Genomic DNA, 23167 nt, shown 5'->3' on the forward strand with positions numbered 1-23167 from the left:
AGCAATCAACAAGTATATTCTATTGACAGAACTAATGATAAATTTCAGTAAATAAAGTTTTATATCTATTTTTTAACTCTTGTCTAAAATCTTCTCCTGCTTCTACCGAATAACGGGCTGCTTCTCGTGCTTTTTCTAAAATAGGCAAATCTTTAACGACATTTGCTACTTTAAAATCAGGTATCCCATGCTGACGAGTTCCAAAAAATTCCCCACTCCCACGAAGTAATAAATCTTTTTCTGCAAGAGTAAAGCCATCTTGTATACTTGTCATTAACTTCATCCTAAATTGTACTATATCGTTATTATTATTTGTATAAAGAATGCAATAAGATTTGCTATGACCACGACCAACACGTCCTCTCAGCTGATGTAACTGAGACAGCCCAAATCTTTCTGCCCCATAAACAAACATAATCGTAGCATTGGGTACATTAATTCCCACCTCAATAACACTAGTTGCAACTAACAGTTGAATTTTTCCATTCACAAAATCCTGCATAATGCACTCTTTATCTTGACTCTTCATTCGCCCATGCACAAGACCTAATCGAAAGGAGGAAAATTGATGACTTTTTAATTCCTCATAAACGGATACTGCAGCCGCAAGATCTGCTTTCTCACTTTCTTCGACCAAAGGACATACAATATACACTTGATGCCCCACCTGCATTTCTTTCTTCATGAAGTTATATACTCGCTGCAACATATCATTTGCAATCGCATAAGTAGATACAGATTCTCTTCCTTTCGGTAATTCACGAATAGAAGATACATCTAAATCACCATAAACGGAAAGTGCCATAGTTCTAGGAATAGGAGTTGCAGTCATTACTAAAATATGCGGTGATACTCCTTTAGTTTCTAAACGTTGTCGTTGCTTAACCCCAAAACGATGTTGTTCATCCGTTACTACAAGACCTAAGTTTGAAAAAACAACCTGTTCTTGAAGTAATGCATGTGTCCCCAATAAAATATCAGTATCACCATTTACAACATTTTCTAAAATTTTTTTCTTCTCTGCCGCCTTTGTTTGCCCTGTTAAAAGTTCTATTTGTATGCCCGAATTTTTAAATAAGAAAGAAAAAGTTTGAAAATGTTGCTGTGCCAATATTTCAGTAGGTGCCATAAGTGCTCCTTGATATCCATTCTCTATAATCTTAGCTAACGCTAAAGCTGCAACTATAGTTTTTCCACTTCCTACATCCCCTTGAATTAATCTGTGCATAGGCACTAATGCTTCCATATCATTCTCTATGTCCATAAAAGCTTTTTTCTGATCTTGAGTAAGCGTAAACGGCAAAGAGCGAATAATTTTTCTTACGAGCTCTTTACTCGGCTCACATTTAATTCCTATGCCATAACTTTCTCTTTTTTTTCTAAGCAACCATATACCTACTTGCATAAAAAATAACTCTTCAAAAGCAAGTCTATATCTCGCCTGTCTATACAGCCCCCAATCCTTAGGAAAATGCATAGATTTTATTGCTTGTTTTCTTCCCATTAAATGATATTTAATAAGGACTTGCTCCGGTAAGTTTTCAACAAGTCCCGAAACATTTTCTAATGCATTCACAATAAATTTTTGCATCTGAACTAATCGAATTCCTTCTGTAAGTGGATATACGGGTACTAGTTTTTGAAAAGATTTTATTTCTCTTGGCGATACCATTTCCACTTCTGCATTGCTAATCTGATATTTGGTATATTGATATTCTACTTTACCGTATGCTAATACCCACTGTGATTTTTCAAAAGATTGTTTTTTCCACGGCTGATTAAAATAATTTAAATTAATAGCCCCCTGACCGTCACTTATAACAATCGTTATTAAAGACAATCTAGATCTAAGTTTTGTTTCTCTGATATCAATAATTTTTCCATATACAACTACTTCTTTATCGACTTCCAATGCATCCATAGGCGTAATACGTGTCCAATCCTGATATTTTCTGGGATAAAATGAAATTAAATCTTCAACAGTATTAATACCTAGTCGCTGAAGTTTTTCTTCCATTCTTTTTCCAATACCTTTCACGACTGTAACCTTATCTGAGATTTTCATATAAACTCCTATCGAATCTACACGATTTTACTTATATATATCAAATTTATCCCCATTATTTTTTTATTTATGCTTTCTATTATTATAATTCGACTAATTATCTAAAGACAAATGCTTGCTACTACTCATATTTTATGCTATATTATGGTTATTGCAATCGAGAAACAACAGAGGATATACAAGATCTACAAGGAGGTATTCGATATGTCTAGTTATTGTGAAGTCTGTGGGAAAGGTACTTCTACAGGAATGAATATTTCTCACTCTCACGTAAAAACCAAGAGAACTTGGCACCCAAATATCCACAAGATTCGTGCTAAAGTTGATGGTGAAATCAAGAGACTGAATGTTTGCACCCGTTGCATCCGTTCCGGAAAAGTTGACAGAACTTTATAATAAAAACCGACAATTGTCGGTTTTTTTATTGAAAAAAAAGACTTTCTTGAAGAAAGTCTTTTTATAATTTATCTGCAAAATTTTTGATAATAACGATAGGAGTTTTCTCACTGGCATTGCCAAAAGGATTATGAATTAAAATCTTTGAAATCTTTTTTGGATTAATCCCTTTACTATGGCCTAAAATAGCCGCTCTTTTTAAATCATTAACATCAGCAATAACTGCTCCATATGCACCTGTCTCTCTAGTAATTTCTTCACAAAGTTCATTTGTATCTGCCGGTCCATAAACAATAGCCTTATCATAAGGAGGCATAGTTCCGGTTACATCATCACAAAGCGATGCTTGCCTGCAATGTGCATAAAACACTCCATTCTTACCTGCAAGTTTACAAAAGAAACCCGCAATAAACCAAAAAAGCATGCGCCATTCACCTTCTTCTTCCATGGCGGCTTGCATCCCATATATACTCGCCATAGACCCTGCCCCCGGCACAAAACGATTCATTAAACGTGCTTGCCAAGAAGGTTTTAATTCTTCAGGCCGAACATATCGATTTTGTGTAATAGCCACTACAGATTCCGCAGTACATATAATATCTCTATCTGTAATTTGACCGGAATATTCCTTTATTACATCAACAATATCATCATTATGAGTAAGTATACGTGTACGTACCGGTACTAATTCTAAGTCTGCCATTATGGTCTTCCTCCTGCGGTGAAGTTATACAGTGCCATTCTCATTTCATCACTTGTTAAATAAATGCGTTCTTTAGCATAATACCAGTCACTTCGACCTACCGCTTGATAAATAACATCTACAGGTATATCGGGTATCCCATCAAGATCTCGTAAAATATTGCCGGATTTTCCTGTAATAAATAATTTAATTTGTAAGGTAATAGTTTCTTTTTTAGGAACTATTACCGCTTCCCAATAATTATCTTCACGAGGAGAATTAATATCCATAGTCAATATATGTGTATCTACTTTATTATATTGCTCACAAGGAAGATAAACACGTGAAAAAACATCCATCAAAGTACCATTCTGTTTCCCTATATTTCGAATAGGAACAGTTGTTGAAAACACGACCGTTCCAAGTTCCATCTGTTCTACAGTTAGAGGAGTCATTTTTCCTGTATATATACGAAAAGCACAATCCCCTTGCTTCCAACACAACCCCCAATACAACAAAAAACACATGCAAATTATAAAAATTAAAGCTGCTGCCAGTTCTAAAACAATTCCCATTCTTATATCTCCTCTTCTTACAGATTAATTTCTTCTATATTCGCATCTGTTCCAAATAAATTTTTAACTAACGGCTCAGCTATGCTGACATCCGATGTAAAATAAAATTTTTTCTGTCCGGTAGAAGAAGCATGGGCTTCTTTTTTTAATAAAGCTTGCATTCCATATTCTACCGTCGCTTGTGCAGGATCCCAAAACTTTGCCTTTGGCAAATATTTCTTTAATGATGATAAAACCAGTGGATAATGAGTACATGCTAAAAAAGCCATTTCTGTATTTTGTGCCTGATGCTTTGACACTTCTTTTTTTATTATGGCATCTACTTCTCTTTCGGATGCTCCCATTTCTATTGCATGTGCCAATGTAGGTAAACCGATTTCATGAATTATTATATTCGGATATTGTTTTTCAATTATATATTTATGTTTATGTGTGTTAATAGTTGCAGGTGTTGCTAAAACTGTTACTTCTTCCATCTCCTCTAAACAAGGGATTTTTAAACTCATCGGTATAACAGGTATATCTTCCTCATAAAAAGAGGATGGTGTATTAAATGAAATCGTATTACATCCTATAATAAGCATTTTTATATTTTGTTGTAATAAAAATTGCTTTAAACGTTCTGCATATAAAGCAATATTTTCCGGTGAAAGGCTTCCATAAGGATTATGTAAAGTATCTCCAATAAATATAATTCCTTCCAAGGGATAGTTTTCCTTAATATATTTAGCTACAGTAAGCCCTCCAACACCTGAGTCCATAATTCCAATGAATCGATTGTCCATTATTCTCGATCCCCTTTGGAAATCTCCTTCAATTTTTGTATTTTCGCCTCAGAAAGTCTAATAAGTTTTCCTGTTTCAATGCTAGAATTTGCTCCAACGGTACGTGCTTCACTCAATAATTCATCTGTAATATCATTATAAATTTTATATTCAAAAATCATTTTTACTCTATCAATTTTACGTAAGTAAATATCTATACGAATCAAATCGTCATTATAAGCCGACTTTATATACTTAATTTGCAAATCAAGAATCGGAAATACGATTCCATTATCCATTAAATCATTTAATAAAATCCCACCGGCTCTTAAATATTCAATACGTGCTTCTTCCATCCAACGAAGATAATTGGCATGGTGCACCACTTTCATTCCATCTGTTTCATAAAAAGGAACACGTCTTTTTAATGTATACATACTTTTCCCTCCATGTCCTATTTATTTTACTACAGGCAATTTAAATGTTCAAAAAAATAATACTAAAAGGAACTATAGATAGAGTTCCTTTTAGTATTATAAAAACTTTATTTATCTGTTTTAGAAGCGCTACTTTTTAATTGACTCTTAGTTTTTTTACTGTCTATTTCTTGATATAAATCAGCTCTTTCTTCCACCTTATCACAAAAGTCTTCTACGGTTTGCTTTAAAGTCTCTCCTGCCATAGTCGCTTTGTTCTTAATCTTATCAGAAACTTCCGCAGCTTTAGCAGCTACTTCTTCCGATTTTTTACATACATCTTGACGAACAGATTCTGCCTGCTGTTTTGCTAACTGTATTTGCTCTAATGCTATATGTTTAGCTTTCTCAGAGCGTAATCGAGCCTCTGTTTCTTTTACTTTAGCTTCCGCTTTTAATGCTGCTGCTTTTGCCTTCATTAACTCTAAATTAAGTGAAGCTTGTTCTTTTATGAACTTAGCCTGCATAATAGCTTCTTCAGAAAGTTTTTTTACATTCTTTTTAGCTGCTATTTTAAACTCTTCTGTCGCTTTTTGTGCAGTTTCTTCTGCCACCTCTCTAGCAGCTATAGCACGAAACCTAGCCGTATTAATTTGCTCTTCGGTTACACCTACTTTTTTTGCTGTTTCTACAGTTTCTTCCCTTACGTGAGTGATTGCTTGTACTAAATTCTCAGTGAATTCATTAAAGAGTTGATGCGCTTTTACAGGATAAAAACTTTCAATTGACTGCTTAAATTCCTCAATAAAATCCTTTTTTTCATCACCTAACGGAATATCTTTATTAGGATTATCTTGTATTTCATTAATAACCTCTTGCCCTTCTTCTTTCTGCACTTCAAATACGGCAATATAAGGTTTCAAATTATCAGGTTGACCATCTTTAATCCAACGCTGTGCAGCTTTTCCCACTCCATAAGTTACAGAAATAGCAATTGGCATCTGTACAAAAGGCAGTGGTAATAAAGTTGCGACTAAATTACCAAAAACGGTTCCTCCTAGAGCACCTAAAAATGCCAACACTGATTTACGTGCAATTTTCTCCCCATAAATATCTGCAATCTTAGATATCATATATACTTCATTAGCAATTAATGCTACCGTCCCTAAAAAGGGAGTTATTACAATAACGCCTGCACGAGCAGCTCCCCATTTTATTAGAGCTTCTGCGTCCTTATCTCTGTTATCAATAACTTCTACTTCGACTTCCGGAAGAGAGACATCTAAAGAATCGACTGCTAAAGATTCCGATCTTTTATCTTCATTAGCCAAAACATCCGTCAATGCCGCATCTTCTGTTGATTTAACTATTGGAGTTGTTTCTACCGAGATTTCCATTTTTTGATCTTCCATAGTAATACCTCCTTAGTACTCTATTTTTATATTGATTACATTATATATGAAATATATTATAAGTTCCATTCATATGATGATTATCAATTTTTTACCAAGAAGTAAGTCCTCCATCTACCATTACTATGCTCCCGGTCATGAAAGAAGCTTTACCCGATATGAGAAAAGCAATAACTTCTCCGGCTTCTTCCGGTTTACCTATTCGCATCATAGGATAAATAGATGCAGTTTCTTCTTCATTGCCACCATATACCTTAAATTGTTTCTCAAGTAAAGGTGTCTTAATATCCCCTAAACAAACGCTATTTACCCTGATATTATCCACAGCTAATTCTAAAGCTGCTGATTTTACAAAAGCATTAATCGCACCTTTTGTTGCACCATATAAACTGCCCTGAATATTCCCCTGCACTGCCGCATCAGAAGATACAACAACAATACTTCCGCCTAAGTGACGAAGATAGGGAATACTCTCTCTAATAGTAGCTATTACACCAAAAGTATTGACTTTAAATAAAGCTTCCATATCTTCATCCGTAATATTTTCAATTAGTCCTTCTTTATATTGCCCTGCTGCTACAACTACACCGGTAATATTCCCCAATTGAGAAGCTTCATTAATTGCTTTTTTTATTGATAATGTATCCGTTACGTCACAAAAAAGATAGGTACTCCCTATTACTTTTTTTACGGCTTCCAGACCACGTATTTTATCTCGTCCCAATAAAATAGATTGATAACCTATTGCCTGTAAACATTGTGCTGCTGCGAGTCCAATCCCGGATGTTCCTCCGGTAATGATAACATAGCCTCTTTTTTCGATCTGTTCTTTTACCATAAATTTTCTATTACCTAATATGTTTCTACCAACTAAACAACGCGCTCTTTTGGTGGTAGTCATCATATCCTTTTCTAAATCACTTTTATATATCAATTTGCCAAGTTTATAAATTATATGCCGGAATTTTTAATCTCCCAAACAAAAATTGCCGTATCACTCGTTTCAATATCATCAGGTTCTATTTCTATATTTGGATTCAAATTGTTTTTTGTATATAAATTTTCCTTTAATAAATTTATCGGTTCGCTTATAAGTAGTTAACATAACAAATACTTTCTCTATTGCACTAGGTCTGACAAAGAAACGAATTCAATACCTTCTTCTTGCAACTGTGGTATCATTTTTTGAAATGCTGTTACAGTATTCGGACGGCAATGCCCAATAATAATAATTTGTCCGTTCTTTTTAGCCCTATCGGCAGCCTCCCGAATCATTTGACAAATATCATCCACATCAGAAGAGTTATCTACAAATAAATTATTTCTTGCATGAAGAACTCCGTGCATATCTGCTGCATGTGCAACCTCTGTAACAGAATTAGTTGCACTGTCAAAGAAAAACATATTTTGTGAAGCCATTTCACTCATAACAATATCCATCACTCTAAAATCAGCAGTGGCTTTAGATCCTTGATGATTATTCATACCCCTTGCTTCCGGTATTTGTCGAATAGATTCTCGTATCATTTTTCGAATAGAATTTTCATCCATTTGCGTTAAAAGCACAATGGGTTCCATTCCTACTCCACTTATACTTTCCATAGGTTGATGAATAATAACAGGAAGACCTTTTGCATGCCAAGAAGCTGCTGCTTCTCTTGTATAGGATTCATTAGGCATAACAGCTAATGTAATAGGAACTCCTAACTCTTCATAAGCAGATTGTGTTTCCAAATCTCGTCCTGCATCATCAATACAAATAGCCATTTTAACTCCTGATAATTTAACAGGAGTCTTGTTTATCCTTTTTTTATTATTATCATTTTCTTCTATCGGCACACGAGCCTTCTCTACTACTTCTTGTTGATTAACGAGCTGTGGTTCAACTAAAGAGTCCATCGGAGATCCTTCCATGTTTTTATCCATACTTTGAACCACATCTTTTACCTGAGGTATAACACCGGAATCTGTTCCCCAAAAATAATAGACAGATAACAGAATAGCTGTTAAAAAAATAAATAGCTTTAGAAAATTCCCTTTCCTCTTTTTTCTTAAAGAAATTCTTCGTTTTTTTCGATATGACATATAGTATCTCCTACTGTTCTATTTAATTCCATTATAACAGAGTTTTTGGCTTTACTTGTAAAATAAAAAAGCAGAAATATTCTGCTTTTTTATTTATATTTATTTGCTTGTTCTATATCCAATTGAATTTGTCTTATTAATTCACCTACTGATAAAAACTTAATTTCTCCACGTAATCTTTCTATAAAAGTTAATCGTATATCCTGTTCGTATAAATCCCCTTGAAAGTCCATAATAAAAGTTTCTATGGTACATTCTTTATTCTCAAAAGTAGGATTCTTTCCAATATTTGTTACAGAAAGATATCTCTTATTTTGTAAATCTACATAAGTAACATATACCCCATCTTTCGGTATTAATTGAACAGAATCCGTTTGTAGATTTACCGTAGGATAACCGGTGATATCATGTCCACGTCGAATCCCGTGCACCACCTTACCTCTCAGACTATATGCATGTCCTAATAACTTATTTGCATTCTTAACTTGGCCTTGCAAAAGTAGTTTTCTAATAATAGTACTTGATATGATATCTCCATTAATAGCTGCACTAGAGGTTAAAGGAATAGTTGAAATTTTAATTTTTCTATTTTTAAAATACTCTTTAATATTCTTAACAGTTCCTGAAGCTTCTCTCCCGAAAGTAAAGTTCTCCCCGGATACGATTCCGACAAGCTCTAAATTCTTATCTAAGAGTCGCAAAAAAGAATCAGGAGACATCTGTAAAAAACTCACAGTAGGTGTCAATAATACTCCAAAATCCACTTTTAAATTTTGTAATAATTCAATTTTTTCTTCTCTATTCCCCAATAAATATATATGTTCTGATGGCATCAATACCGTTCGGGGATGTGGATAGAACGTAATAACGCAAACTTTAGCAGATACTTCTCTAGCTATATTTTTTGCTTCTTCAATAACACGTTGATGCCCTATATGTAACCCATCAAAAAAACCCAGTGCAACTACAACGGGTTCCCGCTTAGGTGCTACTTCTAAAGAGGGATACAATTTCATCATAACTCACCAAATACTTTCCTAGGATGCAGAATACCTTTCTTTATCTCTCCAATCCCTAAAAACGTACTGTTATTATATACAGCAATGACCGATTCATCAGGTTTTCTTATTACAAGTCTCTTCCCTGTTAAAAAACCTTTTCCCATCGTTGCAGATAAAGATATTGTTTTCATATCAGAAAATATCTCTTTTAAATTTTTATTTAAAGATTTTTCAGGACTTTGTTCAATCTCTTCTAATGTTTTTGCTTCATTAATAGAAAAAGTTCCCATATTTGTTCTAAGTAAGAATGACATAGATAAAGGACATCCGGTATATCGACCAATATCTCGTCCTAATGCACGGATATAAGTCCCCGAAGAACAAGTAACTTGTAATCGAATAAATGGTACCTTTACTTCTAATAAACTAATATCATAAATATGTATAGGTCTAGGTTTTAATTCTATAAACTCACCACTTCGAGCTAAATCATAAGCTCTTTGACCTCTTACTTTTATAGCTGAATATAGGGATGGAACTTGTAAAATATCTCCCTTAAATGATTCACAGGCATTTTCCCAAACCTTTATATTTTCAATCGGTTTTCCGGAGGAAATAATGTTTCCCATAACATCCTCAGTATCTGTAGAAAAACCCATAATAAATTCTGCTATATAGGTTTTCGTATGTATGGGTGCATATTCAATCAATCGAGTGGCTTTCCCCATAAAGACAGGAAGCACTCCTGCCGCCATCGGGTCAAGAGTGCCACCATGACCGATTTTCTTCTGTTTATAAGTCCGTCTTAAAAAAGAAATTACATCAAAAGATGTCATGCCTGCGGGCTTTAGAACATTAAGAATACCGTCCATTATAAATATTTCACCACTTCTTTCAACAATTCAGATTCTGCTTCTTTAATCGATAAATTTATCGTACATCCGGAAGCTCTTATGTGTCCACCACCACCAAAATGTTGTGCCACCTGAGATACATTAACATATTCTCTGGAACGCAAAGAAATACGAGTTACATTTTCTTCTTGATATTTTAATAGTAGCGCCACTTCAACTCCCTCTACTTTTCTCGGGATACTTACATAAAAGTCTGAATTAATCCCATCAAGTGCCATAGATTCTTTATCCATATAAGCAATTCCGATTTTTCCTGCCACGGCAAAATGCAAGGTATCAAGTACCCGCTTATAAGTTTTCATCCCATTTTCAGTTGTAATATCTAAATGGTTAGAAATATAAGCAGGATCTGCCCCACATTCCACTAAACGACTGGCCATAAGCAAAGTATGAGAAGTAGTACAACTAAATTTAAAGAATCCGCTATCTGTACCTAATGCTAAATATAATGCATTACAGGTATCTTTATCGAGCAAAATATTTTCATCAAAAAATATTTCTGCTAGAAGCTCTGCTGTTGCTGCATAATCTGCACGAAGATACAAATAGTCTGTATATCCTTCATTAGAAATGTGATGATCAATACATAAACTGGGAATATCTAAAGGTATAGCTAAATTCCCTGCTCTTTCAAAATTAGCCAAATCAGTAAAAATTACTGCATCATAAGATTGTTCTTCGGGCACTGCATGTAAGATACGTTTTGAAGTTTCAATAAACTGAAATCTTTCCGGTATAGGGTCATCTAATACCATATCCGCTTCTTTTCCCATGGAGATAAGTACATTATGCAACGCACACATAGATCCTACATCATCTCCATCTGGATGAATATGCCCAATAAGAAGAAATTTTTGATGTTTTTTTAAAAATGCAAAAGTTTCTTTCTTATCAATCCTCTTCGCCTTGTTCTCTGTGTGTATCATACTTTTTTGCCTCATCATCTTTATGAATTTGCTTAATCAACCCTTCAATATGCATACCATAATCGAGAGAAGTATCTTGTTCAAAAGATATTTGAGGCGTGTAATAAATCTTAAGTCTCTTACCTAATTCTCTACGAATAAATCCGGTAGCCATTTCGAGAGCTGTCATTGACTCTTTCTTTTCTTTTTCGCTACCGAATAAACTTACATATACGGTAGCCTCTCTAAGATCACCTGTTAAATGAACACCCGTAACTGTTACAAAACCAAGTCGTGGATCTTTAACTTCTCGAAGAAGCATAGAACTCACTTCTTGTTTTATAAATTCTTGCATTTTACGTATTCTAAGTTCTGACATATTGCCACCTTATTTCAACTCTGCTGCAGTTTCCTCCATGATGAAAGATTCTACATGATCGCCCTCTTTTACATCACGATAATCCGCTAATGAAAGTCCGCATTCAAATCCTTCGGTAACTTCTTTTACATCATCTTTGAATCTACGAAGAGACCCTATCTTTCCTTCATGAATAACAATTCCATCTCTTACCAAACGAATCTGGCAATTATTGGTTATCTTACCTTCCGTTACATATACACCTGCAACAATAATTTTCGGTGTATGAATAACTTGTCTAATTTCACCATGTCCAAGTACCACTTCTCTCACTTTAGGTGTGAGCATACCGGTCATTGCATCTTTAACATCATCAATCGCATCATAAATAACACGATATAAACGAATATCAACATTATCTTGTTCTGCCAACTTACGTGCATTTGCATCGGGGCGAACATTAAATCCTATAATCAATGCATTAGAAGCTTCTGCCAACATAATATCAGACTCACTGATGGCCCCCGCTGCCGCATGAACAATCGAAATTCTAACTTCTTCACTCTTAATTCCTAATAAGGATTGAGACAGTGCTTCTACAGACCCCTGTACATCTGCTTTTATAATAACAGCTAATTCTTTCATTTCGCCTTCTTTAATCTTTTCAAAAATATTATCCAAGGTGACCTTTTGGAATTGTGCTTGTTCTTCTTCCTTAGCACGAGTTGTACGAAGTTCAGCAATAGATCTTGCTTGCTTTTCGTCCATAACATAAAAATGATCGCCTGCTTGTGGTACGCTATTCATCCCCAAAATTTCTACAGGCATAGAAGGTTCTGCATTTTTCATACGTCGACCTTTTTCATTAGTCATCGCACGAACACGTCCCCAACACTTACCTGCAAGAATGCTATCTCCTACTCGGAGTGTACCGTTATTAACTAATACATTCATTACAGGACCTCTACCTTTATCCAACTGTGCTTCCACTACTACACCATAAGCTTCACGATTCGGGTTTGCTTTTAACTCTTCCATTTCTGCTACTAAAAGAATATTTTCGAGAAGTTCTTCCAATCCTATCTTTTTCTTAGCAGAAATCGGAACCATAATTACATCTCCGCCCCATTCTTCAGAAATTAAACCTTCTCTAGAAAGTTCTTCCTTAATATGGTCCGGATTTGCCCCCGGTTTATCAATTTTGTTAATAGCTACCATAATCGGTACTTTAGCGGCTTTAGCATGATGAATAGCTTCTACAGTTTGTGGCATAACACCATCATCTGCGGCTACAATAATTACGGCAATATCTGTAACTTGAGCACCACGAGTACGCATAGCGGTAAAAGCCTCATGCCCCGGTGTGTCAAGGAACGTAATCTTATGATTTTGATAACGTATTTGATAAGCGCCAATACCTTGTGTAATCCCGCCGGCTTCATGTAAAGCTACATCGGTAGAGCGAAGAGCATCCAACAAAGTAGTCTTACCATGATCAACGTGTCCCATAATGGTTACTACCGGTGGTCGTGGTTTTAAGAAATGGGGATCATCTGCTTCCGGCGTATATGCAGTTAAATCCGCTTCCTGTTGAGGCTCTAATAAAGTAACCCCAAATTCTTCTGCTAGAATCTCAACTGTATCTCTATCCAAATTCTGATTAATGGTAGCCATAACACCGCCAGCCATCAGTTTTTTTATAACTTCTCCTACTTCTCGTTTAAAAAGATCTGCTAACTCTTTAACAGTCACAATAAGAGGAACACTAACTTCTGTAGGATAAACTACAGTCTTCTTTTCCTGGATACGTTTCTTTTGATGTGCCTGATTTAAAGAGCGTGCCATCAAAGAACCGCCCTCTCTCTCTCTACGACTCTTTTCATAATCTTTCTTGGTTTTCTTTTTTCCGCCCCTTGCTCTTCTTGGTACATCTACCGGCTCAGGAGCTCGCATTTCTATAGGAGCTGAACTACGTTTTCTATCAGAGAATCCGCCCTTCGCTTTACTCTTAAAACTATCTCGATTATCTTTTTCTGTACGGTTTTTATCTCTAAAATCCCGACGAGAATCATTATCACGAGAATTATTATATCTTACATTTTTCCCTTCACCTGTTTTACGTTCCATATGGCGGTGTTGGTTATCCCTACGCATCGATGATCTATCTATATTTCTTGCTTCTCTTGTCGAAACCATGCGTTTATCTTCATTTCTCACAATGTCCTTACGGCTCTCTTTCTTTTGTTCTTTGGGTTCTTCTACTTTGTAAGAAGAATAGGAGCTGTGACGTGTTGTATCACGTTTTTTCCCTGTAGGTTTACCTTGTTGATCAAAGCGAACTGTACGAACTGTTTTTTGCGCAGGTTTCTTTGAATCCTGTGGTTTAAACACATTCTCAAGAAGTTCTTTTTCTTTTTCTCCTACACTGTTAAAATTTGTTTTTACATTAATATTATTTTTTTGTAATGTGGTAATAATTTCTTCATTAGTTTTACCCAACATTTTGGCTAACTCATACACTCTATATTTCTGCATAGATTTCCTCCGTCCTATAAGACCGGTTCTAATTTCTTCAAAAGAGCACTTGCTAATCCTTTGTCAGTAATAAGAACAGCTGTCCTTATACTTTTTCCTAAGGATTGCCCCAATTCTATTTTTGTTCCCCAGATTCGATATGGAAGATGATATTTTTCTGCCGCTTCGATATATCTTTTTAGAGTCTTTTCTGAACTATCCGTAGCCAGAATTAACAAAAATGCCTTTTGTTTTTTTATTCCTGATTCTACCTGCTCACTACCAGATAATACTTTGCCGGCTTTCATACAAATTCCAATCAATCCATATATTTTATTATCCATTTTCTATTGCTACTCGTATGTCCTCATATACTTCTCTAGGCACCGGTCTTTTTAATGCTTTTTCAAGAGCATGGGATTCATAAGCCTTCTTAAAGCATTCAATATCATTACAAATATATACACCGCGTCCAGGTTTTTTCCCTGTTATATCCAACTCTATTTCGCCGGAAGGAAGTGCAACAATTCGAAGAAGTTCATTCTTCGGTTTTAAAACACCACTACCAACGCACTTTCTCATTGGAATTTTCTTTACCTTCATTATACATTCCCCTCAAAAGACTCTATAGTTTCAATATCAGAAAGAATTCCCGTATTCTCATCAGATATAGACTCACTAATACGCCCTTCCTCCAAAGCCTGCGTTTCACTCTTAATATCAATCTTCCAATTAGTCAGTTTTGCTGCTAATCGAGCATTTTGTCCTGCTTTACCAATAGCTAAAGATAACTGGTAATCCGGCACAATCACATAAGAAGATTTATCTTCTTCCCAGACCGATACAGAAACCACTTTTGATGGTGACAATGCATTTGCAATATAAATGGCAGGATCTTCATCCCAACGTACAATATCAATTTTTTCATCATGCAATTCATTAACAATATTCTGAACACGCTGTCCTTTAGGTCCTACACATGCCCCCACAGAGTCTATAGTTGGATCCATAGCACAAACAGCAATTTTAGAGCGCGATCCTGCTTCACGTACTACTGATTTAATTTCCACAGTACCACTATAAATTTCAGGAACTTCCAGTTCAAATAGTCTCTTTAACAAACCGGGATGTGTACGAGAGAGTATAATTTCAGGACCTTTAGTTGTTTTTCTGACTTCTAAAATATAGCACTTAATCTTTTGATTGGCTTCAAAAAACTCCCCTTCAATTTGTTCTGTAGAAGGAAGAATTCCTTCAATTCTACCTAAATCAACAAAGATAGTTTTTGACTCACTCCATTTTACGGTTCCGGTAATGATATCTCCCTCTCTTCTGGAAAATTCATCAAAAATGGAACCTCGTTCCGCTTCACGAAGCTTTTGAATTAAAACTTGCTTTGCAGTCTGTGCCGCTGTACGTCCAAAGTCTTTAGGAGTTACATCTATACGAATATATGCTCCTTCTTCATACTCAGGATTAATCTTCTTTGCCTCTTCTACCGTAATTTTGTTAATTGCATCTTCATCTTCCGGATTAATGTCTGCTACTACAAACTTATCCGCATAAATTTTATATTTCCCCGTTTCTCTATCTAAAGAAATAGAAGCTTTTACACCATTTCCCTGTTCTTTTTTATAAGCAGTCAATAACACCATTTCTAATGCATCAAATACTATATTTTCCGGAACTTTTTTTAACTTAACCAATGCATTAACCGCTTGCAAAAGTTCATCATTGTGTTTTTCCTGTACCACGTTTATTCCTCCTGATTAAAAAGAAAAGTGTAATCTCATTTGAGATATCTTATCTTTGTCTACTATAAGTTCTTCTTCGTTATAAATAAGCTTTATTTTACCATCTTCAGTAAGCCCTCTTAATTCGGCAGTAAAAGCTTTTAACTCTTTACGATCGTCTAATGGTGAATAGCACTTTACATCCACTTCACTACCGGCATACTTGATAAAGTCTTTATCTTTTTTAAGTACACGATCAATCCCCGGTGAAGATACTTCTAACAAATAATTTCCGGATATAAAATCTTTTTTATCTAAAATAGTCCCTGCCAATTCACTAATCCGTTGGCAATCATTAAGATCTACACCACCATCTTTATCAATAAAAATACGTAAAATCCAATCTCTTTCTCTCACATATTCAACATCTACAAGCTCCACATTTTGCTCCGCAAGACTGTTTTCCAATAAAGTTTCCACAGCCTTCTCAATTTCTTTTCGCGCCATAGTTACTCCTGTTCCCGAGATATCATCCATATATCTCTTTTAATATAAGAAAAAGTGAGCTGAAAGCTCACTCTACCGGAAAATATATAAATAGACAAACCATGTCGCTGTTAGTATAACATAAAACATGCATAATCGACAACTACAATCCTAATTTCTCATTAAACTTCTATCATTGTCGTCTTTAATTTTTCTAAATCATCATATATATATATTTGTATATTTTTTTCTAATTCATTAATTGTACGAGAATCATACTGATGTACAATGCCCGGAATTCCATGACTAATTAACTCTGCATAGTATTCGTTTCTATACATATTATAAAAGAAAAGAATTCCTGTGTTTTTTTCTATACATTCATAAGCAGCAATTACATAAGAACCATTTAATCCTAAAATAGGCTTATCCGGAGATATTTTCAGTTTATATTCATCAATCTCTAAAGGCATAACTTTACAATAATCCCAAGAAATAAAAGAATTCTGTCCAATCAATACAGAAACTTTACTTCTGTCAAAAAATCTATTTTTTATAATAGAAGGTAACAATTGTACAACATCTTCTTTAAATCTCTCATAGTTACTATTAATAAGTTCTATTTCTGTAATAGTAAACAATCGAAAATAAAGTTTTACCATATAATCTTGTGTTTCTTCATCAAACAGAATTCGAACTTCCCATCCGGTTACACTATCTTTATAAGCAAATGCATAATAAATTCGTTCCTCTTGTAAATCCATTCGTTCAAGATGAAATGTTTCTATTTCTAATGGTAATTCTGTTTCTATATCCCAACTCAAAAATAATTGGCGTCGATCTTGTTGTTTATCTGTCAACACAGCCATAAAAATATATTCTCCACTCTAATCACTATTGTTTAAATTTTCTCTTATTTCTTCTTTTAATTCTTCTTTCGTTTGTATCACTAACTTCACAAACTCACGTGTTTCAGGAAACGGAATTTGTTGAATATCATTAAAGTCTCGTGGCCACTGTTTCGTTTCTATCCACTCATCCACATTGCCTCTACCGGCATTATATGCAGCCAATGCCAGTTCTAAGTTTCCGTCATATTTATCTAATAAATATCGTAAATACCATGCTCCCAATGGAATATTAATCTCCGGTTTCTTTAAATCTCCATAAGGAATTCCACTTTCTTCTGAAATCCATTTAGCTGTTTCCGGCACAAGCTGCATAACCCCAATAGCTCCTATATGAGAAACTGCCCGTTCATTATACTTACTTTCAACCGCAATTACTGCTTGTAAAAACTCCGGTTGTAATTTGTATTTCTCTGAATTAATCATGATTAATTGTTTTACTTCTTTACTTGGTTGATAATGGTTTGTTTTAAAAATAATTAAAAACAGCAAACACAGTAAAGCAAGAAAAAAAGTAAAAACCTTAATACTCTTTTTCCCATAAGGTGATATATATCTATTATTTATCTTATATATATTTTTTACATTGTTATCTGTATTTTTAACTACTTTCCCCATGTAAACCCCGGTATTTTCTCTAATTCTTCATCAACTTGTTGTTGTGTCTTTTCCATAGTTTGTGAGTTGTCTATTACTACATCTGCATATAATTGTTTTTCTCTTGTAGACATTTGTTGTTTAATGCGAAGAAGTGCTTGTTCTTTATCAATACGATCTCGTTCTACAACTCGGGCAATTTGTAATTGTAAAGGAATAGAAACAACCCATACGGAATCCACATAATGATGCCATCCAACTTCAATAAGAAGTGGTATATCTAACACGACAAGTGGTACTTCCTGTTCCATATATTTTTTTAATAATTTTTCTATTTGTCGCCAAATAGCCGGATGCATCACCCGATTCAATTGTGCTAACTTATTCTCATCAGAAAACACTATTTCTGATAAAATAGCCCGATTAAGAGTTCCTTTCTCGTTTAAAATACATTTTCCAAATATCTGGCTCAGCTGGCATAACAAAGAACGGTCCTGCTCTTGAATCTCTCGTGTAATTTTATCTGCATCAATAACCGGTATTTGAAGTGTTTGCATATAATTGGATACTATACTTTTCCCTGTACCGATGCCACCGGTGAGTCCAATGATAAACATAATGACCTCTGTTTCTTATTTAGTATCTGCCCAATTAATCCCTACATGTACATCAGCAATTAAAGGTACCTGCAATGCAACTACCTCTTCCATAGTTCGTTTTAATAATTGTTTAAGTTCTTCTACTTCTGAATTTACAGCTTCTACAATTAATTCATCATGAACCTGCAAAATTAATCGACTTTTATAATTTTTTTCTTTTATTTTCTTGTAAACTTTACACATTGCAATTTTCATGATATCAGCAGCAGTACCTTGGATAGGGGTATTCATAGCTGTACGTTCAGCAAAAGACCGACGATTAAAGTTTTTGTTATTAATATCCGGTAGTTTTCTAAATCTACCAAACATAGTCACTGCTCCCCCTGTATGTCTTGCTTCTTCAATCATAGATTCCATGTATTTATGGATATATGGATAACGCTCAAAATAATTCTTCATATAGGAAGAAGCAGCGGCTCTGCTTATACCTAGTTGACGAGCCAAGCCATAATCACTAATTCCATAAATAATACCAAAATTAATCGCCTTAGCATGTGAACGTTGTTCTGCTGTTACAGACTCAAACGGTACCCCCATAATTTCTGCTGCAGTTCTACGATGAATATCTTCTTTATTGGCAAAAGCAGCAATTAATCCGGGATCACCGGACATATGTGCTAAAATTCGTAACTCTACTTGTGAATAGTCTGAGGATATAAAACAATCATACCCTTCTCCAGGCACAAAAAGTGATCTTATTTTTCTCCCCTCTTCTGTTCTAACAGGTATATTTTGCAAATTAGGATCTGAGCTTGATAAGCGTCCGGTTGCTGTTACGGTTTGATTAAAAGAGGTATGAATTCTTCCTGTGTCATTAACGATAAGCTGTGGCAATGCAGTGAGATATGTCGAAATCAGTTTGGATAAAGTACGATATTGTAAAATATTTTTCACAAAAGTATAAGAGTCTGCTAACGCCTCTAATACAGGCGCTGCTGTAGAATATCCTGTTTTTGTTTTTTTCTCAGCAGGAAGTTGCATTTTTTCAAATAGAATATGTCCCAATTGTTTCGGTGAGTTTACATTAAAAGTTTCCCCCGCCTCTTTATAAATGGATTGTAATAGGATTTCTTCACGAGATTGCATATCTCTTAACACCAATTTCCATTTCTTTTGATCCGTTGCAATCCCTATTTTTTCCATAGATGCAAGCACTTCCACAAGCGGTATTTCAATTTGTTTATATAAATTATCTGCTTTATGTTTCTTTAACTGGTCATACAAATGATCAAATGCAGATAAAATAAATCGCCCTTTTACTGCACATGCTTCTACAGAATTTTCTAATTGCTCCGGATATATGGGTTTAATATTACATACACTCGCTAAATAGCTCAACGAATAATCTATACGTCCAGGTTCTAACAAGTAAGCTAAAATTGTAACATCATCTAATGATAAACCTTCCACAGGGAAATCAGATTCCCAAAACTTTTTGCTATCTTCTACTACAATATGTGTTGCAAAAGAAAGCGCATGTATCGCTGCATTAAAACAAGATTTCGGAACATTCCATACCTCATTTTCAGAGCAAATCACTAAAGATTCTACTTTATAAAAAGGAGTTTTACCAAGAAAAGAAGCTGTTAATGCTACCGTTTTACCTTGAAAGTCAGCTTCCTCAGAAAACGTTTTTATAGATAAAGTATTTCTTTTCACTTCTTCTTTTTTTAATTTGGACAATTCTTGAAAATGAGACAAATTACTAAAATCCAACAATAAAGACTGCAATCCCAATCGTAAAAACAAGGACTGCATTTCCTCTACATGAATAGGTTGTCTCATTTCTTCCAAAGTCGATTTTAATGGAATATCTCTACGAATAGTTGCTAACTGATGTGACAAATAAGCAGATTCCTTATCAGCATCTAATTTTTTACGAACTGCACCTTTTATATCTCCTATATGTTTATAAATTCCTTCTAAATCTCCATATGCAGCCACCAACTTTAAGGCAGTCTTTTCTCCAATACCATGTACTCCGGGAATATTATCCGAAGAATCTCCCATCAGTGATTTCATATCAATAACCTGTTTAGGAGTTATTCCATATTTTTCTTTTACCAGTTTCGGAGTCATTTCAGACATATTTGATATGCCTTTTTGTGTTAAAAATACAGTAACTTTATCATCTACTAATTGCAGTGCGTCTCTATCTCCTGTAAGAATACAAACAGACAATATATCTTTATACTTTTCAGCTAAAGTACCAAGAACATCATCTCCTTCATACCCTTCCGGTTCATAAATAGCTACACCCATAACGCGTAACACTTCTTTAATAAGGGTAAATTGAGGTACTAATTCATCCGGAGCCGGTTTTCTTGTTGCCTTATAGTCTTTATATATAGTATTTCTAAAGGATTCTCTGCTCTTATCAAAAGATACTGCTATATAAGTAGGATTCATGGAATTATAAATTTTGAGAAGCATCCTTAAAAATCCATATACAGCATTTGTATATATTCCATTATAAGATAAAAGAGGTAACGCATAAAATGCACGATAAAGTAAACTACTTCCATCAATAATAATTAATTTCTTATCCATACGTTACCCCATTTCATAATATAAATTCTTATTGATTACTAAATAAATCCTATTTATCGTTATTTTGTTCAGACCATTCATTAAATCGAGAAAAATCTTCTTTCCTTCCCGCTAAGAAAAGAATATCCCCCTCTGCAAATACCAAATCAGGTCTAATAACTTCCATAACTTGTCCATGGCGACTCATCGCTATAATATTTAAATCAAAATTTTGTCTTAAATTTGCTTCAACAACGGTTTTTCCGTCCAATCCATGCGGTACTTTACTCTTAAATATATTAATTACTTCATTAAGTTGTACAAAATCTAAAATAATAGCAGATTTAAATCGACTCGCTAAACGTATTGCCATATCTTCTTCCGGATAAATAACTTCTGCGCCTAATTTTTGTAAAATTTCCCCATGTTCCGCTGAAGTTGCAATTGATATGATTTTTTTTATTCCCATATTACCTAAATTTAAAGTAGTTAAAATAGAATCTGTCATATCTGCTAAACATACAATAACTACATCACAATTATTAAACCCTGCATCTGCAAGAGCTTTTTTGCCATAATCTCTAATAACCATAGCATTAATGGTGATTTCTCTTAATTCACGGATGTCGGTACCATTTTTCCCTGCAACTAATAAATCAATACCTCCCGCTGCCAATTCTTTAGCCAAAATATAACCAAAACGATCTGTACCAATAATTCCATATGCAATAGCTTGCTTCTTATGTTTTAATTCAAACATATCTATACTCCTCTATCATACTGAATTAACCAATAGAAATATAATCAGATGGGTATCTAGCTTGCGAATCATCTTCATAATACCAAAGTGTAGCTATGGTAATAGGACCTAAACGCCCGATATACATAACTGCAATAGAAATCAATTTGCCTATACTGTTAAGAGAACTTGTAATACCTGTAGACAAACCAACTGTTGCATAAGCACTTGTCATCTCAGTTAAGGCATCTAAAAAAGAAATATGCGGATTTGTCATTAAAACAAGATATGTACTCACATATACTACAAAGAGTCCCATAAAGAACACAATGGATGCTTTTCTAAATGCACTATTAGGAATGGAGTAATGAAACATTTCTTCCGGTTTATTCGTTACCGCTTTTCTAATTCTCATAAGTAAAACAAAAAGAGTAGTCGTCTTAATCCCTCCACCGGTTGAACCCGGTGCAGCGCCAATAAACATAAGTATCAACATTGTCATCATAGTTACCGGCGCAAAACTACTAAGCGGTATAGTTGCAAAACCGGCTGTGCGTGCAGACATACTATAAAAGAATGCATTTAACCATGAAAAAGATTCTGTAAATTTTAATAATATCGCACCGATAATCAAAATAGTCGTGCCCATAAAAATAGAAGTACAAGTATTGAGTGACCATGTTCTCCAAAACCACTTTTCATTCCATACTTCATAAATAACTAAGAATCCAATTCCTCCCAAGAAAATTAAACTGATCGTCACAACATTAAGCCATATATGATGTGTGTAAGCCGCAAGACTTTCCCCTGTACCTAAAATATCAAATCCGGAATTATTAAAAGCCGCAATAGAATGGAAACAACTAATCCCCAAAGCATCCCACCAAGTATACTGTTGTATAAAAACAGGAAAACTTAAGGCTGCACCAATAGATTCAATAATAAAAGTAGCTACAAATAAAGAACGTAAAAAACGAATCATCCCCCCTAAAGAGTTTAAGTTGAAACTGTTTTTTATTAATGAACGCCCTTTAAAATTTAATTTTTCTCCTAATACAACAATAACACCGGTACCGACTGCTGCTACACCTAATCCTCCAATTTGAATAAGTAATGCTAATATTAATTCTCCAAAAGGAGAAAAAGTACTACCGGGATCCACAGTAACTAAACCGGTTACGCAAACAGCACTTGTTGCCATATACAAAGAGTCAATATATGATAGATGCACACCTTCTCTTAAACAAAAAGGTGATGAAAACAATAAGGAGCCTAGAAAAATCACTAATGCAAACCCCAATGCAATAATTCTTGCAGGGGAGGCATCCCATTTAAAAAAGGACATATTTCCTCCTAAAAATAAATTCTAAATACTCATACATTATACCATGATTTCACATCAAAAAAGCCCTATCAAAAGATAGAGCTT

At 34.5% G+C, this 23167-nt stretch carries 24 protein-coding genes; 1 reads left to right on the top strand and 23 read right to left on the bottom strand.

All coding sequences use genetic code 11. The features are described from left to right. Positions 1-31: 31 nt before the first annotated feature. Positions 32-2065 (bottom strand): ATP-dependent DNA helicase RecG, encoded by a 2034-nt coding sequence (gene recG, locus BCB69_RS04425; RefSeq protein ID WP_022513696.1) that lies wholly within the window; start codon positions 2063-2065, stop codon positions 32-34. A 204-nt stretch (positions 2066-2269) separates the two neighbouring features. Between recG and rpmB the strand changes: the two genes are divergently transcribed. After that, positions 2270-2461: a 50S ribosomal protein L28 gene (gene rpmB, locus BCB69_RS06300; RefSeq protein ID WP_083990014.1), complete on the top strand. Its 192-nt coding sequence runs from the start codon at positions 2270-2272 to the stop codon at positions 2459-2461. A 61-nt stretch (positions 2462-2522) separates the two neighbouring features. On the opposite strand, the gene BCB69_RS04430 is transcribed toward rpmB, so the two are convergent. The 22 genes from BCB69_RS04430 to BCB69_RS04535 form a co-directional block, all read right to left on the bottom strand. Continuing rightward, positions 2523-3164 carry a coenzyme F420-0:L-glutamate ligase gene (locus BCB69_RS04430; RefSeq protein WP_022513694.1) on the bottom strand — a complete coding sequence of 214 codons (642 nt, stop codon included), beginning with the start codon at positions 3162-3164 and terminating at the stop codon, positions 2523-2525. Further along, entirely contained in the window at positions 3164-3718 is a 555-nt protein-coding gene (locus tag BCB69_RS04435) for a hypothetical protein (protein WP_022513693.1), read from the bottom strand. The genes BCB69_RS04430 and BCB69_RS04435 overlap by 1 nt, the downstream gene beginning before the upstream one ends. Before the next feature lie 17 nt (positions 3719-3735). Next, a complete protein-coding gene (locus BCB69_RS04440; protein WP_069177127.1) occupies positions 3736-4503 on the bottom strand; it encodes a glutamate racemase in 768 nt (255 codons plus the stop codon). Further along, entirely contained in the window at positions 4503-4919 is a 417-nt protein-coding gene (locus BCB69_RS04445) for an acyl-CoA thioesterase (protein ID WP_022513692.1), read from the bottom strand. The genes BCB69_RS04440 and BCB69_RS04445 overlap by 1 nt, the downstream gene beginning before the upstream one ends. Positions 4920-5026: 107 nt before the next feature. After that, positions 5027-6310, bottom strand: a complete 1284-nt coding sequence (locus BCB69_RS04450; RefSeq protein WP_022513691.1) for a hypothetical protein — start codon at positions 6308-6310, stop codon at positions 5027-5029. 91 nt (positions 6311-6401) lie between these two features. Further along, complete coding sequence (locus BCB69_RS04455) at positions 6402-7244, bottom strand: SDR family NAD(P)-dependent oxidoreductase (RefSeq protein ID WP_236887174.1); 843 nt, start codon at positions 7242-7244, stop codon at positions 6402-6404. Positions 7245-7429: 185 nt separating this feature from the next. Beyond that, positions 7430-8395, bottom strand: a complete 966-nt coding sequence (locus BCB69_RS04460) for a divergent polysaccharide deacetylase family protein (protein ID WP_022513689.1) — start codon at positions 8393-8395, stop codon at positions 7430-7432. 89 nt (positions 8396-8484) lie between these two features. Next, the gene (locus BCB69_RS04465) at positions 8485-9414 is read right to left on the bottom strand and encodes a bifunctional riboflavin kinase/FAD synthetase (protein WP_022513688.1); all 930 of its coding nucleotides are present in this window, start codon (positions 9412-9414) and stop codon (positions 8485-8487) included. Next, positions 9411-10268, bottom strand: a complete 858-nt coding sequence (truB, locus tag BCB69_RS04470; RefSeq protein ID WP_022513687.1) for a tRNA pseudouridine(55) synthase TruB — start codon at positions 10266-10268, stop codon at positions 9411-9413. Before truB ends, BCB69_RS04465 begins: the two co-directional genes overlap by 4 nt. Then, the gene (locus BCB69_RS04475) at positions 10268-11236 is read right to left on the bottom strand and encodes a DHH family phosphoesterase (RefSeq protein ID WP_069177129.1); all 969 of its coding nucleotides are present in this window, start codon (positions 11234-11236) and stop codon (positions 10268-10270) included. The genes truB and BCB69_RS04475 overlap by 1 nt, the downstream gene beginning before the upstream one ends. Then, positions 11202-11594, bottom strand: coding sequence for a 30S ribosome-binding factor RbfA (gene rbfA, locus BCB69_RS04480; protein WP_069177130.1), 393 nt, complete (start codon positions 11592-11594; stop codon positions 11202-11204). The genes BCB69_RS04475 and rbfA overlap by 35 nt, the downstream gene beginning before the upstream one ends. A gap of 9 nt (positions 11595-11603) precedes the next feature. Further along, a complete protein-coding gene (gene infB / locus BCB69_RS04485) occupies positions 11604-14108 on the bottom strand; it encodes a translation initiation factor IF-2 (protein WP_022513684.1) in 2505 nt (834 codons plus the stop codon). Between the two features lie 14 nt (positions 14109-14122). After that, positions 14123-14431, bottom strand: a complete 309-nt coding sequence (locus tag BCB69_RS04490; protein WP_069177131.1) for a L7Ae/L30e/S12e/Gadd45 family ribosomal protein — start codon at positions 14429-14431, stop codon at positions 14123-14125. After that, positions 14424-14690, bottom strand: a complete 267-nt coding sequence (rnpM, locus tag BCB69_RS04495) for an RNase P modulator RnpM (protein WP_022513682.1) — start codon at positions 14688-14690, stop codon at positions 14424-14426. The genes BCB69_RS04490 and rnpM overlap by 8 nt, the downstream gene beginning before the upstream one ends. Next, the gene (gene nusA / locus BCB69_RS04500) at positions 14690-15841 is read right to left on the bottom strand and encodes a transcription termination factor NusA (protein ID WP_069177132.1); all 1152 of its coding nucleotides are present in this window, start codon (positions 15839-15841) and stop codon (positions 14690-14692) included. The genes rnpM and nusA overlap by 1 nt, the downstream gene beginning before the upstream one ends. A gap of 15 nt (positions 15842-15856) precedes the next feature. Then, entirely contained in the window at positions 15857-16327 is a 471-nt protein-coding gene (locus BCB69_RS04505; protein WP_069177413.1) for a ribosome maturation factor RimP, read from the bottom strand. A 161-nt stretch (positions 16328-16488) separates the two neighbouring features. Then, positions 16489-17175 (bottom strand): hypothetical protein, encoded by a 687-nt coding sequence (locus tag BCB69_RS04510; protein ID WP_069177133.1) that lies wholly within the window; start codon positions 17173-17175, stop codon positions 16489-16491. A gap of 18 nt (positions 17176-17193) precedes the next feature. Further along, complete coding sequence (locus BCB69_RS04515; protein ID WP_107528613.1) at positions 17194-17832, bottom strand: lytic transglycosylase domain-containing protein; 639 nt, start codon at positions 17830-17832, stop codon at positions 17194-17196. Continuing rightward, the gene (gene coaE, locus BCB69_RS04520; RefSeq protein WP_069177134.1) at positions 17820-18428 is read right to left on the bottom strand and encodes a dephospho-CoA kinase; all 609 of its coding nucleotides are present in this window, start codon (positions 18426-18428) and stop codon (positions 17820-17822) included. The genes BCB69_RS04515 and coaE overlap by 13 nt, the downstream gene beginning before the upstream one ends. A gap of 15 nt (positions 18429-18443) precedes the next feature. After that, positions 18444-21020, bottom strand: coding sequence for a DNA polymerase I (polA, locus tag BCB69_RS04525; protein ID WP_069177135.1), 2577 nt, complete (start codon positions 21018-21020; stop codon positions 18444-18446). Between the two features lie 49 nt (positions 21021-21069). Beyond that, positions 21070-21759, bottom strand: coding sequence for a potassium channel family protein (locus BCB69_RS04530; protein WP_022513345.1), 690 nt, complete (start codon positions 21757-21759; stop codon positions 21070-21072). A gap of 25 nt (positions 21760-21784) precedes the next feature. Further along, on the bottom strand, positions 21785-23083 hold the full coding sequence (locus BCB69_RS04535) for a TrkH family potassium uptake protein (RefSeq protein ID WP_069177136.1): 1299 nt from the start codon (positions 23081-23083) through the stop codon (positions 21785-21787). Positions 23084-23167: the final 84 nt, after the last annotated feature.

The sequence above is a fragment of the Dialister pneumosintes genome (assembly GCF_001717505.1).
GTDB lineage: Bacteria > Bacillota > Negativicutes > Veillonellales > Dialisteraceae > Allisonella > Allisonella pneumosinta.